This is a genomic window from Candidatus Sulfotelmatobacter sp. (genome assembly GCA_036500765.1).
Lineage (GTDB): Bacteria > Acidobacteriota > Terriglobia > Terriglobales > Acidobacteriaceae > Sulfotelmatobacter.
The window spans coordinates 56,438-69,770 of sequence record DASYBM010000013.1 but is presented as its reverse complement, the minus strand read 5'-3'; the positions used below and the strand labels follow the sequence as shown (position 1 = coordinate 69,770).

The following is a 13,333-nucleotide window of genomic DNA, read 5'->3' as shown; positions in this document are numbered from 1 at the left end:
TTCCTATTTCACAAGCCCGGCGACTAGCGCAGAGAGGGACGACGCTCCCGACATCAGCAGAATCTTGAACGTCACAAACAGGGCCGCCGCCAGACAGGCCGTGATCAGCGCCGCGATTCCCAGCCTGCGGCTCCAGCGATCCGATTGCACCAGCCGCACCGCGTCTGCCGGAATCGCCCCGCGCGGCGACAGCGGCCCCGCCGGACCCCTCACCCGCCGGATCTTCTCCTGGATCGCGCCCATGATCGATCGCAGATCCCCGCCCGCCGCGTACCGTCCCTTAAACCCCAGCAGCAGACAGAGGTAATAAACCTCGAGCACATCAGCGGCCTCCGCCGAATCATTGCGGCTCAAAGTCTTCTGCAATTCCTGAAAGAAAACTTCGCCCAACAGTTGATGACCGAATAATTCCGCCTGCAAGGGCAGCCGAGGCCAGTTCGCAAATACCGGATTCCCCGAACTCAGTACCGATTCGTCCAAAAATGCCACCACCGCAAGAATCACCTGCTTCACATCCTCCGGACTGGCTCCGCGCGTGCGCGCATCCTGGTCCGCAACCCTTAGCGCCTGCCGCATTTGCGCGCGAAATGTTTCCGCGTCCTGCACCGCCTGCCGGTTGTAGCGCAACCGCACCACAGCCGTGAACACTTCCTGAAATCCCAAGGCGAGGTTCCAGCCCCGCCGGTCCATCGCCGGACTTGATCCCCGATAACTCCCTAGCGGCGTAACTGACGTAGATCCCATAGCAGCTGTCAGCTTTCTAGCAACACAATCAATTCCAACTCAGGCGACGGTAATTTATCGGGCACGTAAACGCCCACGTTGCGCGTTCGCATAATGTGCTCCCAGCACGGCCCGCTGCGGGTGACGACAAAATACTGCGCATCGACCTTTGCCGATATCGCCGCCGGAGGCACCTGCATATGGTTTAGTGTCAGACCGGGCAGCGCCCGTTTCACCAACTCGGGAACAAATTGGCTGGAACACACCTTCACCAGTTCCAATGTTTTTGAGATCGCGTCCGCTTCGCCCACCGGCGACCTCAGTCCCAGAATCCAGCGCGAGCGCCCCAGGCAACGCTGATCGCGGATCTCTCCTTCGTAAAAATAACGCGCAGCCGACTTCAGCGGAATCACCACGGCTTGCGATGGAACGATAATCTCGAGGTGCCGAACAATGTGATCCTCAAGCGCCGCGAAGCTCGGCCCCGGATCGTAGTGGTTATAAGCCGGCAGCGAGCGCGGACTACTATCCAAACTAAACGTGCACAGCGCCCCAGCCAGCCGCGACATTTCGCGAAACAGTTCCTCCGGATGCCTATGCTTCGCCAGCAAAATATGACGCAACGGCGTCAGGCTCGAGTTAATCGCATGTAAAAACCAGAATTGCGCAACCTGTCGCGCGGACATCCCAGTCTGAAATGCTCCAACGGTCTGCTGTTGTTCCTGGGCCACAACCGCGCTTTTCTCTTCGAGGATGTCGACCAGCCGCTTCAGCATCGAGGACAGCCGTTCACTCGAACTCAGCCGCAAGCAAGGCGAAACGTGCGTGGGATCGTAAACGAAGTGCCCCGACTGATCCCGCATTACCCGCCCAATGGGAATCGTCAGCAGATTCTCATCTGCGGCAGGCAGCACTACCAAGCGGATATTCTTGCGCCCCAGCTTCACCGGCTTGGCGTCGAGACCGGTGTTCTCGTCGTGCACCATTTCGGTGGTGCTCGTGTAGCGGGCACTCCCGGAGGGAATTGGGTCAAGATCGCAATTTTGCTGCCCCTGCACCCAGCGCGGCACGGCTAGCGCAACCGTCAAGCTATCGGTAGCGGGCAAAAATTGCTCCACGATGTTTTTCGGGTCGGGACGAGGATCGCACTCAGGAATATCGAAAGGCAGGCCATCCTGAAACATTCCTCGTGCGCTCAGCAAGCTCACAGTTCCGTTGCGCAGCGCATCGGCGTCGAGCTGACAGGCCGCCAGTCCGTACGCATCTCTCCACAAGCTGGCCGTGGCAAATTGGACGGCTTCCTCGAAGTAGCGATTCTGCGCCTGAAAATGCTGCGGCGCCAGATACATCCCTTCCGCCCACACCACTCTCGACAGCAACTTCATGCCGCTTCACCTGGTAACTGGGGAGGTTTTTCAGCTGTGAGTTGCGCTTCACCAACCGACACAAATCTGGGCCTCGCGGCAACGTTTCACGTCTGGCCAGCGATGCTAGGCGACTCGCTGTCGCTTGTCAAGGAATCAACCTGCTGGGTACTGGATCAATCTGACTTATCAAATCGCGACGTCATCCTGAGCGGAGCCGTTCTTCAGGCGGAGCGAAGGATCTCCCGCTCAACCGGTCCGGCGTACGCCAAACTGCAGTACCACATAGGTCCGATAGCGGCAGCAAAAGGTAATGCGGGACCGACGCTGACTCACGCACTCGGCGCCAGCGCCTGAACCGCAGGGGTGTCCCCGCCCAGCCAGTCCGGATTTTTCGCCGTCGAATCGTGGTGCGATGAGGTCTTGAAGATCTCATACTTCCCCGCCATCGCAACTTTTTTCGTCTTGCCCAGTAGTTGCGTCATCTCTTCGCGATCAAGCGCCTTAAAGGTCTTGGCCGCTTCAAAGGCCTGATCCAACACCTCCGGCTTATCAATGCCGGTGATCACCACCGACGTAGGCAGGCTCAGGGCATAGTGCAGGCATTCAATCGCCGACACCACTTTGCTCTTCAGAATCACTCCGTCGCCCATCGACTTCATCCCCAGAACACCAATTCCCTGCTTAACCAACTCCGGCAGAACCATCTGAGAAAAGCTGCGGAAGTGCGCGTCCATCACGTTCAAGGGCATCTGCGCCGTATCGAAATGGAAACCGTGATCCGCCGCAACTTTCAGCATATATAAATGAATATGCGGATCTTTGTGCCCGGTAAATCCAATAAACCGGATCTTCCCCGCCTTCTTCGCCTCGACCATCGCCTCGTTAGCTCCGCCCTCGGCAAAGATGCGATCCGGATCGTCGAAGCGAATGATTTCATGATGTTGCACGAGATCAATGTGATCCGTCTGGAGCCGCTCCAGGCAAGTCTCAATCTGCCGCGCCGCTACCTCCTTCGTGCGCCCATCGATCTTCGTCATGAGAAAAACTTTCTGACGATATCCGTCTTTTAACGCCTTCCCCATCCGGATCTCGCTCCGGCCTTCGTGATAGTCCCAACTGTTGTCCATGAAGGTAATGCCACGATCAATCGCGGAGCGTATCAGCCGCAAGCTATCCTTGTCAGAAAGCCGGTCCTGCCCAAGATGAAACCCGCCCATCCCAATCGCCGAGACCTGTTCCCCGGTTCGCCCCAGTTTCCGGTAAAGCATGTCTCCCTTTCGGGTCCCCGCCGACGAAGTGAGTGGAATCTGGTCAACCGAGCCGTTCTGATTCATGGGCTCGCCATCGCTGGCATTCTGATTCTTGCCCTTCTTTTTCACGGAGTCATTTCTCCTTGGCGTGTCGCTGGTGTCGTTGAGATGACAGTGAGCAACCTTACGTTGCCGAAAAGAACTCTACGGTTCACAAACAAGAGCGACGAGCCGCGAACCAATTCAATACGAATGCGGCACTCTTGCTATCGAGGATGGCCGAGCGGCGAAAGTTCTACCGCCGACTTGAATCGCCCGGCGACTTGGATAATCATCATTGTTTCCGATAATCACGAGGATTCACATGAAAGCGCTTCGCTTCCACCAATATGGCCCTCCTTCCGTGCTGTCCATGGAAGACTTGCCGTCCCCATCGATTGCGCCCGGCGACGCGCTCATTCAAGTCAAAGCTTCGAGCATTAATCCCTCTGATATTGGGATCGTCGCGGGGCGATTCAAATCTCCATTGCCCAATACACCCGGGCGCGATTTTGCCGGCGTCGTGGTTCAGGATCATGTTCAGGGCAATGGATGGGAAGGCAAGCAGGTGTGGGGAAGCGGCTCTGGGTTCGGAGTTACGCGGCCAGGAGCGCATGCCGAGTTTGTCGTTGTCCCCACAATGTGGCTTTCAGAGAAGCCCGAAACCTTGACCATGGAGCAGGCAGCCGCGATCGGCGTTCCATATTTGGCTGCCTGGCAATCTCTGGTAGAAGTCGGCCAGCTTCAGCCAGACGAGCGAATCCTGATCACGGGATCGAACGGCGCTGTGGGACGTGCCGCGACCCAACTGGCTCACTGGCGAAAAGCCTTTGTGATCGGCGCTGACATCACCGACGCTGCCACCGACGCGGACGTATTCATCAACCTCAAGCAAAAAGATTTGCAAACCGAAATTCATGCCGCCACTCAGGGCAAGTTAGTGGATCTGGTGCTGGATACGGTCGGCGCATCGCTGTTTGAGAGTTGCCTCCGCGCGCTTCGGCCGGGAGGAAGGCAGATTGCGATTGCCAGCGCCGCAAAGGCCCAGGTGGAATTCAATCTGGTGGACTTTTACCACAATCAATCTCGCTTGTTCGGTCTGGATACGATGAAAGGCACTGGCCCCGAGATTGCCGCTCGAATGGACCAGTTGCGTCGATTATTCGACACCGGTTCTCTTCATGCCCCAGCGATTCAAATCAGCGATTTTGCCAGCGCCGTGGAAGTCTACACCAGCGTCGCCGAGAGAAAGACGCTCGAAAAACAGGTGCTTACAATGACCGGGAAGCCTGCCGGGTTGGAAAGAGTTTGATCTGACGCATCATGTTCGAGCTCTTACGCGAAGGCCCTGATTTACAGCAGAGAGCCTTTTTCACCTCTTCGCTGTGCGATCCTCGCGGAGTGAATCGGACCGCAACAGCAATGCGTCGCGTAAGCAGCTCAAATCACGAGAGGCATTGGTCGGGGCGGCGAGATTTGAACTCACGACCCCCTGCGCCCAAGGCAGGTGCGCTACCAGGCTGCGCTACGCCCCGACTGTTCCATATTATAAATGAGATCCTTCGCGCCGCCTCTCGGTCGCGAGTCGCCTTCCATTTATGCGCTGGCTCGACCTGATGACGGCTGTATAATTTTCATCGAGTATGCAGAAGCCGCGTTACGCGCTGGTGGCCTACCTTCACAATGCCGCGGGAGAGTTCGTCGAGAACCTCCGGCGCGAGCTGCATCCCGACCTTCCCCACTTAGCGGCTCATTTGAGCATCTTGCCTCCGCGCCCTCTGCGAGGCACCGAAATGGAGGCCTTGCAGATCTTGGAGCGGATTTGCGGCCATGAGGAACCGTTCGAGGTGACCCTGGGCGACGTTGCATCCTTCGTCCCGGTGACCCCCACCATCTACATTCGCGTGGATGGCGCCGCCAGCGGCATGAGCCACCTGCACAGCAAGCTAAACATCGAAGCGCTCGCCTTCAAGGAAGAATGGTCCTACACTCCGCATCTTACGATCGCAAAGATGGGCACGGAACCAGCCGCCCAGAGCGCCTTTCAAGTAGCCCGCGCGCGCTGGTCCCATTACTCTGGCAGCCGTCGCATCCTGCTGGAAAGACTGACCTTCGTACGCGAAGAAATCCGCGAAGATGGGCCCAATTGCTGGGTGGACCTGGCTCCCATTCTTCTCGGTCGTACCCTGGTTTCGAAATAACTTTCGAAATAAGTTTCGAGATAAGTTTCGCGCTACGTTTCGCGATAACTGGTCGTAATCCCCTCCCGGTTACCGTCTGTTAAGTTACTCCCGCCGCATTCCTACGGGCCCAGGTACATCTCCCTCCCGTGCGTTGAAAACCCGAACCCATCCCTGTAGATAAGGAGTAGGCAAGACTCCGGCGATCGCGACCAAACGCCACTTCGGACGCGGATTCCCGGTGCAAGAACGGAGAGCACATCAAATGCAGATCGGAGTTTACGGTTCAGGGTACCTTGGAACAGTGATTTCCGCCTGTCTGGCAGATTTTGGCACTCCGGTTTCTTGCTGCCATCCCGACCGCACGCGCATGGTGGAGATGGCCCAGGGCAATATTCCCTTCTTCGAAAAGAACCTGAAAGAAATCATCCGGCGCAATGTGCGCGCCGGCCGACTCGCTTACTCCACCGACATCGAATCGTTCGCGCGCAAGACTCCCGTGATCTTCCTGGCGGAAGACAAAGCCGAAGGCATGAGCGATGTGGCCCTGCGCATCGCGCGGCTGGCCCCGAAGCCTCCCATTCTTACGATTGTGACTCCCGCCCCCGTGGGGACAGCGGGCGCGTTGGAAAAAAGCATCAAGGACGCCGGACTTCAAGCCACCATAGTTTCGCAGCCTATGTTCTTCACCGATGGCTGTGCCGTCGAGGATTTCAACTGGCCCGACCGCCTGATTCTGGGTTCCACTTCGAGCGACGCAGTGCAGATGCTCAAGCAGATTTTTCATCCTCTCGTCATGCGCGGCGTTCCCGTTATCGTGACCAATCAGTCGACCGCTGAATTGGTGCGCGAAGCCGCGACCGCCTTCGTGGCCACAAAAATTTCCTTCATCAACGAAGTCGCCGCGCTGTGCGAACGCGTGAATGCCGACGCCGTCAATCTGGCCCTGGCCCTCGGCCTCGACAAGAAAATCGCTCCACGCTGCCTGCAACCAGGCGCAGGCATGGGCGGAGTCTTCGCCGAGTCCGACATGGACTCTCTAGTGGAGTTGGCCCAGGCCCACGGTGTCCCCCTGAAAGTGCTCAGCGCCGCGCGAGACGTGAACCATCACCTAACCGACGGCGTAATCGACAAAATTGCTCTCGCTCTGAACTCCATCGAGAATAAAGAAGTGGGCATCCTCGGACTGGCTTTCAAGCCCAACACAAATTCCGTGGCTGGATCGTCGTCGGTGCGACTGGCCGAAAACTTAGTTTCGAAAGGCGCCCACGTCCGCGCCTATGATCCAGTGGCAATTCCTGAGGCCAAAACGAAACTCAATGCTTCCGTGCGCTATTGCGATTCCGCTTACGCCGCGGCCGAAGGCTCCGATGCGCTCGTGGTCGGCACTGGCTGGCCCGAGTTCCGCACTCTCGATTTCGACCGCATCAAGCATCTCCTGAAAAAGCCTCTGATTGTCGACACCAAGAACCTGCTCGATTCCACCCGCCTCCGCGCCCTCGGCTTCGAATACGTAGGCATCGGCCGCGGCTAAGAACTCAGATGGCGGGCACGAAGCCAGTGGAGAAAAATCCATGTGGCGACGGCCGCCTCGGCCGTCCAAGCCTGGGCGAAGCCCGGCGCACCCAGCCACAGATTGTTTTTGAATTCTCGAATCCCAACTGCGAATCCCTTCTAACATCCCCTCACCGCAGTTGCTATAATCAATGCCAGTGGTGGGAATAGCTCAACTGGCAGAGCACCGGACTGTGGCTCCGACGGTTGCGGGTTCGATTCCCGTTTCCCACCCCAGATTTTTTCCCTAAACGAGTGAATGTGGGGACAGCCGCCCCCGGCCGTCCGTCGAGCGCAGCTCGACGGGTTAAGCCATCACGGCCCCGTAGCTCAATTGGATAGAGCATCTGCCTTCGGAGCAGAGGGTTGGGGGTTCGAGCCCCTCCGGGGCCGCCACTCCCGTATTCGCCCGGACCCGTAGCGCCAGCTTTGCTGCTGCGATAGAATCCTGCTCTCAGCCTTCGCCGCATGCACCGCGTCTTCCACTTCCGCGCCTCATCCTCTCAGCTAGGCCCGCTCGAGGAGCGTCTGCTCGCAGCTCTGTGGGAGCGCGGCCCGGCCACCGTTCGCGAAGTACTCGACGGTGCTTGCAAAGACCTGGCCTACACGACGGTGATGACTACGCTCGACCGCCTCTTCAAGAAAAATCTGCTATCGCGCGAACTCGACGGTCGCGCCTTCCGCTACACCGCCCGGTTCTCCCGCGAGGAACTGCATCGCGAAGTGGCGGGTGAAGCTTTCCGTCAGTTGCTGGACGCGAGCCCGGCTTCGACGTTGCCGCTCTCGTATCTCGTGGAAATCCTGACCGACCGAGATGCCCAGTTGCTCGATGACCTGCGCGCCGTCGTCGAGGCGAAACGACGTGAGCTTCGTAGTATGGACGCGCCCAACCCAGCCAATCCCCACCACAAGGACAAAGCCTGATGTCTGGGATCATGTTTGCCGCGCGCGGCCTCGCCGTTTCCTTCTCGGTATTCGCGATGGTGTACTGCGTCCTGTCGCTGGCCGTCTGCCTTGGCTGGCGCAGCATCTGGCTACGCTCTTCTTGGCCGATTCAGAGACGGAGACTTCCCCTGCACCGCATTGCCGATCGATTGCTTGCGGTGCGCATGTTTCCTTTGATCACAGCCGCCGTCATTACTGCGGTCTTTACCGTTCCCTCATTTCTGTTGCTCGAACCTCGCGCGATCGATGAACCCATGAGCGGCGTTTCTCTGGCCCTTGGCATCTGTGGCGCAGGGCTGGGGATTTTTGGAGTCGTCAACGCCAGCCTGGCATTGCGCCGAGCTTCCCGCACCATTTCCATCTGGACGATTAACGCTCAAACGATTAACGCTCGAACGATCAATGCTCGAACGATTGATGCTCGAAATACCCAGTTGGTCGACTCTTCTTCGTCAGTTCCGATGCTGAGAATTACGCCGGCATCCCCCCTTTCCGTCATACCACCCTTGAGCGCCGTCGGCATCGTTCGCCCGCGAATCCTGCTGTCAGGCGCGGCCGAATCATTGCTGACTGCGAACGAATTGAAGACGGCGTTGAATCATGAACTAGCGCACGTCCGCCGCCGCGACAATCTGAAGAAATTGCTGCTGCGCTTCATCGCCTTTCCTGGAATGGCCGCTCTCGAAGGGGCATGGCTTGAAACCACGGAGATGGCGTCCGATGACGCCGCAGTCTCCAACGCCCGCGAGGCGCTCGACTTGGCGGCCGCCCTAATTAAACTTTCGCGGCTTGCTCCGGTGGTGCCACCGACGGACTTAACCGCCGCCCTCGTGCACAGCCCCGCTTCCATCATGAACGCTCGCGTCGAGCGCCTGATTCGGTGGAGCGAACTGCTAAGTGAAGACCGGCTCCCCTCGAATCGTGGATATTCTCCCTGGTACGGGCTGGCCGTCGCTGTGGTCACGGTCGCGGCGTTCGCTTTCACCTACAGCCAGTTGATCGCAAGCCTCCACACGGCGACGGAATGGCTGGTCCGCTAGGCAGGCGTAAAACTCAGAAATTAACTCGTACACCCAACTGCGCCGCGAACGGAATTCCCACGGTCGTCCCCGGTCCGAAGAAATCACCCAATCCCCCGCCGGGAATTTCCAGCTGCCTGAAGCTCGTAACAGGAACCTGTTCGTTCGGAGCGCAAGTTGGGAAGTCGAGGCAAATCGTAGTCGCGTTGCCGGTCGCAATATCGCGGGGAATCAGCGGCAGCGCACCGATATTCGCCACAAAGTTAGCTCCCGGATTGTCGCGGTTGAAGAGATTGAAGAATTCGGCGAACGGCATCACTTGCCAGCGTTCTCCGATCTTGAACGGCCGCGCGACGCGCAGGTCCATCTGAATGTAGGGTGTGCCGCGAAAAACATCGAGCGCGGTAGGCACTCCGTTGACCGAGATGCGCCCGCTATTGTCCGCAGTCGTAATAGTGAAGGGCCGCGCCGCCTCTGCCTGGAACATGGCGCTCACTTCAATACCGCCGGGAATATGAGCCATACCCGCCAGAACAAATCGCTGGCGGACATCTTCGCCCGATGGACCGTAGTCGCCGGGTCCGAACGGATTCAGGGGATTACAGACTCCATTCACATAATCGAACAGCTCGCCCAGTACGCATCCCCACGTCTGTGCTTTCGAGAACGTGTAGTTCGCCACTAAATTGAAGTGTCTCGACATGTTGCCTTGCAGGTGCAGCATGAGAGCGTTGTAGCTGGAGCGATTGTCGGACTTAAACAGATTCAAGTCGGGGACGTAGCTGGCCTGATTGGGATCGGTCGGCGCGAGCAGCGGCGTGAACAGATTGGTGCCGCCGGTGAAGCTGTAGGCGCGGTAGCCGTGATTCCCCTGCTCGTGCGTGTAGTCCGCGCTCAGCGTCCAATTCTGGTTGATGGCGTGCTGCACGCCACCCGTGATGTGAATGGCATACGGCGTACGGTAGCGCCCATCAATCAGGTTGCCGGCGCCTCCAAAAGCGTCTCCGGGGATGCAACCTGCGTTCTCGGGGCCGCCCGGATTCTGCACGGGGTCGACGCATGGTCCAGGCGGCGCATTGACTCCCTGCAAAGCCGTGGCCCACCCGTTCTGAGCGAGGTCGTTGTAGAAGAGCCCAAAGCCCGCGCGGATCAAGGTCTTGCCGTTATTGCCCGGAGCGTAGGCGATACCCAGACGCGGGCCGAACTGCTTCCGGTCGTCCTGCGGCACGGTCATCGGAATCTGGAGCGCCTGCAACGTCAGGAAAGCAGGATTCTGCGCCTGGCTGCGTCCGGATCCGGTGAACAATCCCAACGTCGTCTGCCAGCGCAGTCCGTAGTTGAGTGTGAGATGACGCGTCATCCGCCACGAATCCTGCGCGTAAAGCGCCAGCCGCTGTACGCTCTGCGAAAAACTTCCGTCGCCCGCAGGAGTCGTCGATGCGCCATTGGCATAGTCGATGGGGAATTGAGCCAACGTGCTGGCATTCTGCGCGTAATACGTCGGATCGTTGGGAAACGAGTACAGCGTTTCCCGGTTCCCGGGAAACGCTCCACTCAGCACCGGTTCATGAATAAAATTCACTCCAAACTTGAATGAGTGGTCGCCAGTCGCATGCCCAACGTCATAGCGAAACTGATACTTCTGCTGATTACGAAGCGAAGGAAAAAGAGTGATCGGTGTGGCGAACTGGTTGTCTCCGTAAGTCTCAAAGCCAGACACAGTAAGCGTCGTTGAGCTGAAGGGAAACGCCAGCGCGAAACCGAGAGTCGAGTTGCGCGTCTGGGTCAGGTGCAGCAAACTGGCGTCGAATACAAAGGTGCCCAGCCAGGTCGGGCTGAACTCGTAGGTATTGCTGAGTACGTTGTTCCAGTAGTTGTTATGCGTGGTAAGCCCGGTCGAGGGCAGCGTGCCCTGCGCCACTAAGGCATTGCGTGTCAAGTAACTGTCTTCGGACGAACGCAGGAACCACTGCGATTTCGTCGACTCCGCCCAGTCGAAGCGGATCGATCCGATATAGTCGCGAAATGGAATCGGCACATTCTGCGGCACTGTAATCGACGGCACGCCGGGGATCAGTCCGTCCTGCGCGATTTGCGCCAGCGCCTCGAACTCCGACAGGCTGTTCGGGCTGTAGGCGATGCTGGCATTTTCGTGCACATATTCGAGCGAAGAGAAAAACCAGGCTTTATCGCGCGCGATCGGCCCGCCCAATGTTCCAACATAGTTCTGCCGCGAGAACGGCTGCTTGGGACTCGGCGCTGGATTCTCAATCGGAAACCGCGCATTCAGCGCTGCTGCCCGGTCGTAAAACGCGCCACTGCCATGCCATTCATTCGAGCCGCGCTTGGTCGTGATAACGACCGACCCCGCCGTCGTCCCGCCCGTATCCGCATCTTCGTTCGCGGTACGCATCGCGAATTCCTGAATCGTGTCCGGGGAAAAATTCTGCAGAAATCCGCCAATCCAATCGTCGGAATTATCCCCCCCATCCACCGATAAATCGTTGTTCAGTCCAGAACTTCCCCCGGTAGAAACCGCAGTGATTCGCGCCTTCGTCGGATCCGAGGGTTCGACCGGCTCGGTGCCGGGAGCGAGATAAGCAATATTGGCGAAGCTGCGCGTCGCCAGCGGCAGCGTCCGCAAATCCTGGCTGCTGATTACTCCCTCATGCACCACGCTGACCAGGTCAATCGGTTGCGTAGTAATCGACGAACTCTCGCCGCGCACATTCACCGTTTCGGATGCGGCCGCAGTTTGGAGCGTGACCGTCACCTCGCGCACGGAACTAACCGCGATCGAAACTTCGGCCTGCGCCGGAGCGAATCCCGTGGCGGTTACAGTCATCCGATATGCGCCCGGCAGCAGATCATCCAATCGGAACTCTCCCCGGTCTTCCGAGGTGGCCTCGCGCTGCATCGGCGAATCGATGGCCTGCACGACAATCCTGGCCGCAGGAATGCGCGCTCCAGTCCTGTCCTGCACCGCGCCTCGCAACGATCCGCGGGGATTCTGGGCGTGCATGGCGGTCAGCGGCATAGTCGCCGACAGCAAGATCAGCAGCGATTTCCTGAGCAAAGAGATTCCTTCAGTCGGATTTAGGGATAGCACTGGAGCGTAGCCTGCGGGAGCAAGCTACTACCAGTAGTCGTAGGAAAGTGCAGTTACGGCAACTCGACGGACGCAGGCATGGTGAAGAGATTGGGAACAGATAATTGGAAACCGACCACGACGAACAGCCTAATCCGACCACCTCTGTGGCCGCCGGTCCCAACGATGGTTCTTCAGTTTCGCCAGCAGATTCTTGTCCAGAGGGCCCGCGTCGCTGGCGGCAATGTTCTGCCGCACATGCTCCGGCTTCCTCATGCCGGCAATCGTCGTGCTCACCGCCGGATGCGACAGGATAAACCGCAGCGCCATCTCCGGCAGCGTCATCTCCGCCGGCAGAATCTCTTTCAGCTTCTCGACGCGCTGAATCGTCTTCGGCAGATTTTCCGGACCGAAATATCCCGCCCGCCAGTCGCCTTCGGGGAATCGCGTCTCCAGCGTCATCTTGCCGCCCAGGCTGCCTTCATCGAACGGCACGCGGGCGATCACTCCGACATTCAGTTCCTGGCACACGGGGAATAATTTGTCCTCCGGCGCCTGATCGAAGATGTTGTAAATTACCTGCACCGCATCCACCAGCCCGGTGCGCAAAGCCTTGATCCCGTTCTCCGGCTCCCACCGATTAATGCTTAGCCCGAAGAATCGAATCGTCTTGTCGTGCTTCAGTTTCTCGACCGTCGACCGGAACTCAGGCTCGTCGGTCCAACTGTCATCCCAGACATGGAATTGCAGCAGATCGATCGTATCCACACGCAGCTGCTTGCGAATCAGATCGGCATACTTGAAAACGTGCGGCGCTGAAAACACATCGCTGTATTCGTATTCCGGCAACGCCGGCCACCGGTCGTTCGCCGGAGGAATCTTCGAGGCTGCATAAATCCTATTGCCCGCATTTCTCGCCATAACCTCGCCCAGCAAGCCGTCGCTCTTGCCCTCGCCGTAGGCCCACGCCGTGTCGAAGAAATTGCAGCCCAGGTCCACCGCCAACTGCATCGCGCCCAGAGATTCCCGATCGTCCGAGCCGCTCCACCCGCTCATTCCCCATAAACCATGAGCCACCTCGCTGACGTCAAAACCAGTACGGCCAAGCTTGCGATATTTCATGAAAGGGCCTTTCGGTTGAGATGATGCAGAAACTCGTTGAGTATGA

At 58.4% G+C, this 13,333-nt stretch carries 10 protein-coding genes and 3 tRNA genes; 7 read left to right on the top strand and 6 right to left on the bottom strand.

Annotated features, from left to right (window positions below; all coding sequences use genetic code 11):
* Positions 1-3: 3 nt before the first annotated feature.
* The 3 genes from VGM18_15375 to VGM18_15365 all read right to left on the bottom strand — a co-directional run bounded on the left by VGM18_15375 (position 4) and on the right by VGM18_15365 (position 3,469).
* Positions 4-744: a DotU family type IV/VI secretion system protein gene (locus VGM18_15375; protein ID HEY3974382.1), complete on the bottom strand. Its 741-nt coding sequence runs from the start codon at positions 742-744 to the stop codon at positions 4-6.
* 8 nt (positions 745-752) lie between these two features.
* Positions 753-2,108: a type VI secretion system baseplate subunit TssK gene (gene tssK / locus VGM18_15370; GenBank protein HEY3974381.1), complete on the bottom strand. Its 1,356-nt coding sequence runs from the start codon at positions 2,106-2,108 to the stop codon at positions 753-755.
* A gap of 311 nt (positions 2,109-2,419) precedes the next feature.
* Positions 2,420-3,469: an aldo/keto reductase gene (locus VGM18_15365; protein HEY3974380.1), complete on the bottom strand. Its 1,050-nt coding sequence runs from the start codon at positions 3,467-3,469 to the stop codon at positions 2,420-2,422.
* A gap of 235 nt (positions 3,470-3,704) precedes the next feature.
* Here VGM18_15365 and VGM18_15360 point away from each other — a divergent pair, with 235 nt between their 5' ends.
* The gene (locus VGM18_15360; GenBank protein ID HEY3974379.1) at positions 3,705-4,691 is read left to right on the top strand and encodes a zinc-binding alcohol dehydrogenase family protein; all 987 of its coding nucleotides are present in this window, start codon (positions 3,705-3,707) and stop codon (positions 4,689-4,691) included.
* Between the two features lie 146 nt (positions 4,692-4,837).
* Here VGM18_15360 and VGM18_15355 read toward each other — a convergent pair.
* Positions 4,838-4,914, bottom strand: a tRNA-Pro gene (locus VGM18_15355).
* A 108-nt stretch (positions 4,915-5,022) separates the two neighbouring features.
* Here VGM18_15355 and VGM18_15350 point away from each other — a divergent pair.
* The 6 genes from VGM18_15350 (at position 5,023) to VGM18_15325 (ending at position 9,098) form a co-directional block, all read left to right on the top strand.
* Positions 5,023-5,580 (top strand): 2'-5' RNA ligase family protein, encoded by a 558-nt coding sequence (locus VGM18_15350; protein ID HEY3974378.1) that lies wholly within the window; start codon positions 5,023-5,025, stop codon positions 5,578-5,580.
* A gap of 244 nt (positions 5,581-5,824) precedes the next feature.
* Positions 5,825-7,093, top strand: coding sequence for a nucleotide sugar dehydrogenase (locus tag VGM18_15345; GenBank protein ID HEY3974377.1), 1,269 nt, complete (start codon positions 5,825-5,827; stop codon positions 7,091-7,093).
* A 181-nt stretch (positions 7,094-7,274) separates the two neighbouring features.
* A tRNA-His gene (locus VGM18_15340) sits at positions 7,275-7,350 on the top strand.
* 82 nt (positions 7,351-7,432) lie between these two features.
* Positions 7,433-7,509, top strand: a tRNA-Arg gene (locus VGM18_15335).
* 72 nt (positions 7,510-7,581) lie between these two features.
* Positions 7,582-8,037, top strand: coding sequence for a BlaI/MecI/CopY family transcriptional regulator (locus VGM18_15330; GenBank protein HEY3974376.1), 456 nt, complete (start codon positions 7,582-7,584; stop codon positions 8,035-8,037).
* Positions 8,037-9,098: a M56 family metallopeptidase gene (locus VGM18_15325; GenBank protein HEY3974375.1), complete on the top strand. Its 1,062-nt coding sequence runs from the start codon at positions 8,037-8,039 to the stop codon at positions 9,096-9,098. The genes VGM18_15330 and VGM18_15325 overlap by 1 nt, the downstream gene beginning before the upstream one ends.
* Before the next feature lie 13 nt (positions 9,099-9,111).
* Here the strand turns inward: VGM18_15325 and VGM18_15320 are convergent, their stop codons facing one another.
* Positions 9,112-12,153 (bottom strand): carboxypeptidase regulatory-like domain-containing protein, encoded by a 3,042-nt coding sequence (locus tag VGM18_15320; protein HEY3974374.1) that lies wholly within the window; start codon positions 12,151-12,153, stop codon positions 9,112-9,114.
* A 162-nt stretch (positions 12,154-12,315) separates the two neighbouring features.
* Positions 12,316-13,287, bottom strand: coding sequence for an aldo/keto reductase (locus VGM18_15315; GenBank protein ID HEY3974373.1), 972 nt, complete (start codon positions 13,285-13,287; stop codon positions 12,316-12,318).
* Between the last annotated feature and the right edge of the window lie 46 nt (positions 13,288-13,333).

Bases quoted from the DNA above. Each gene is read 5' to 3' on its own strand.
- VGM18_15330 (HEY3974376.1), top strand. From the start codon at position 7,582: ATGCACCGCGTCTTCCACTTCCGCGCCTCATCCTCTCAGCTAGGCCCG.
- tssK (HEY3974381.1), bottom strand. From the start codon at position 2,108: ATGAAGTTGCTGTCGAGAGTGGTGTGGGCGGAAGGGATGTATCTGGCG.
- VGM18_15375 (HEY3974382.1), bottom strand. From the start codon at position 744: ATGGGATCTACGTCAGTTACGCCGCTAGGGAGTTATCGGGGATCAAGT.
- VGM18_15345 (HEY3974377.1), top strand. From the start codon at position 5,825: ATGCAGATCGGAGTTTACGGTTCAGGGTACCTTGGAACAGTGATTTCC.
- VGM18_15360 (HEY3974379.1), top strand. From the start codon at position 3,705: ATGAAAGCGCTTCGCTTCCACCAATATGGCCCTCCTTCCGTGCTGTCC.
- VGM18_15325 (HEY3974375.1), top strand. From the start codon at position 8,037: ATGTCTGGGATCATGTTTGCCGCGCGCGGCCTCGCCGTTTCCTTCTCG.
- VGM18_15315 (HEY3974373.1), bottom strand. From the start codon at position 13,287: ATGAAATATCGCAAGCTTGGCCGTACTGGTTTTGACGTCAGCGAGGTG.
- VGM18_15350 (HEY3974378.1), top strand. From the start codon at position 5,023: ATGCAGAAGCCGCGTTACGCGCTGGTGGCCTACCTTCACAATGCCGCG.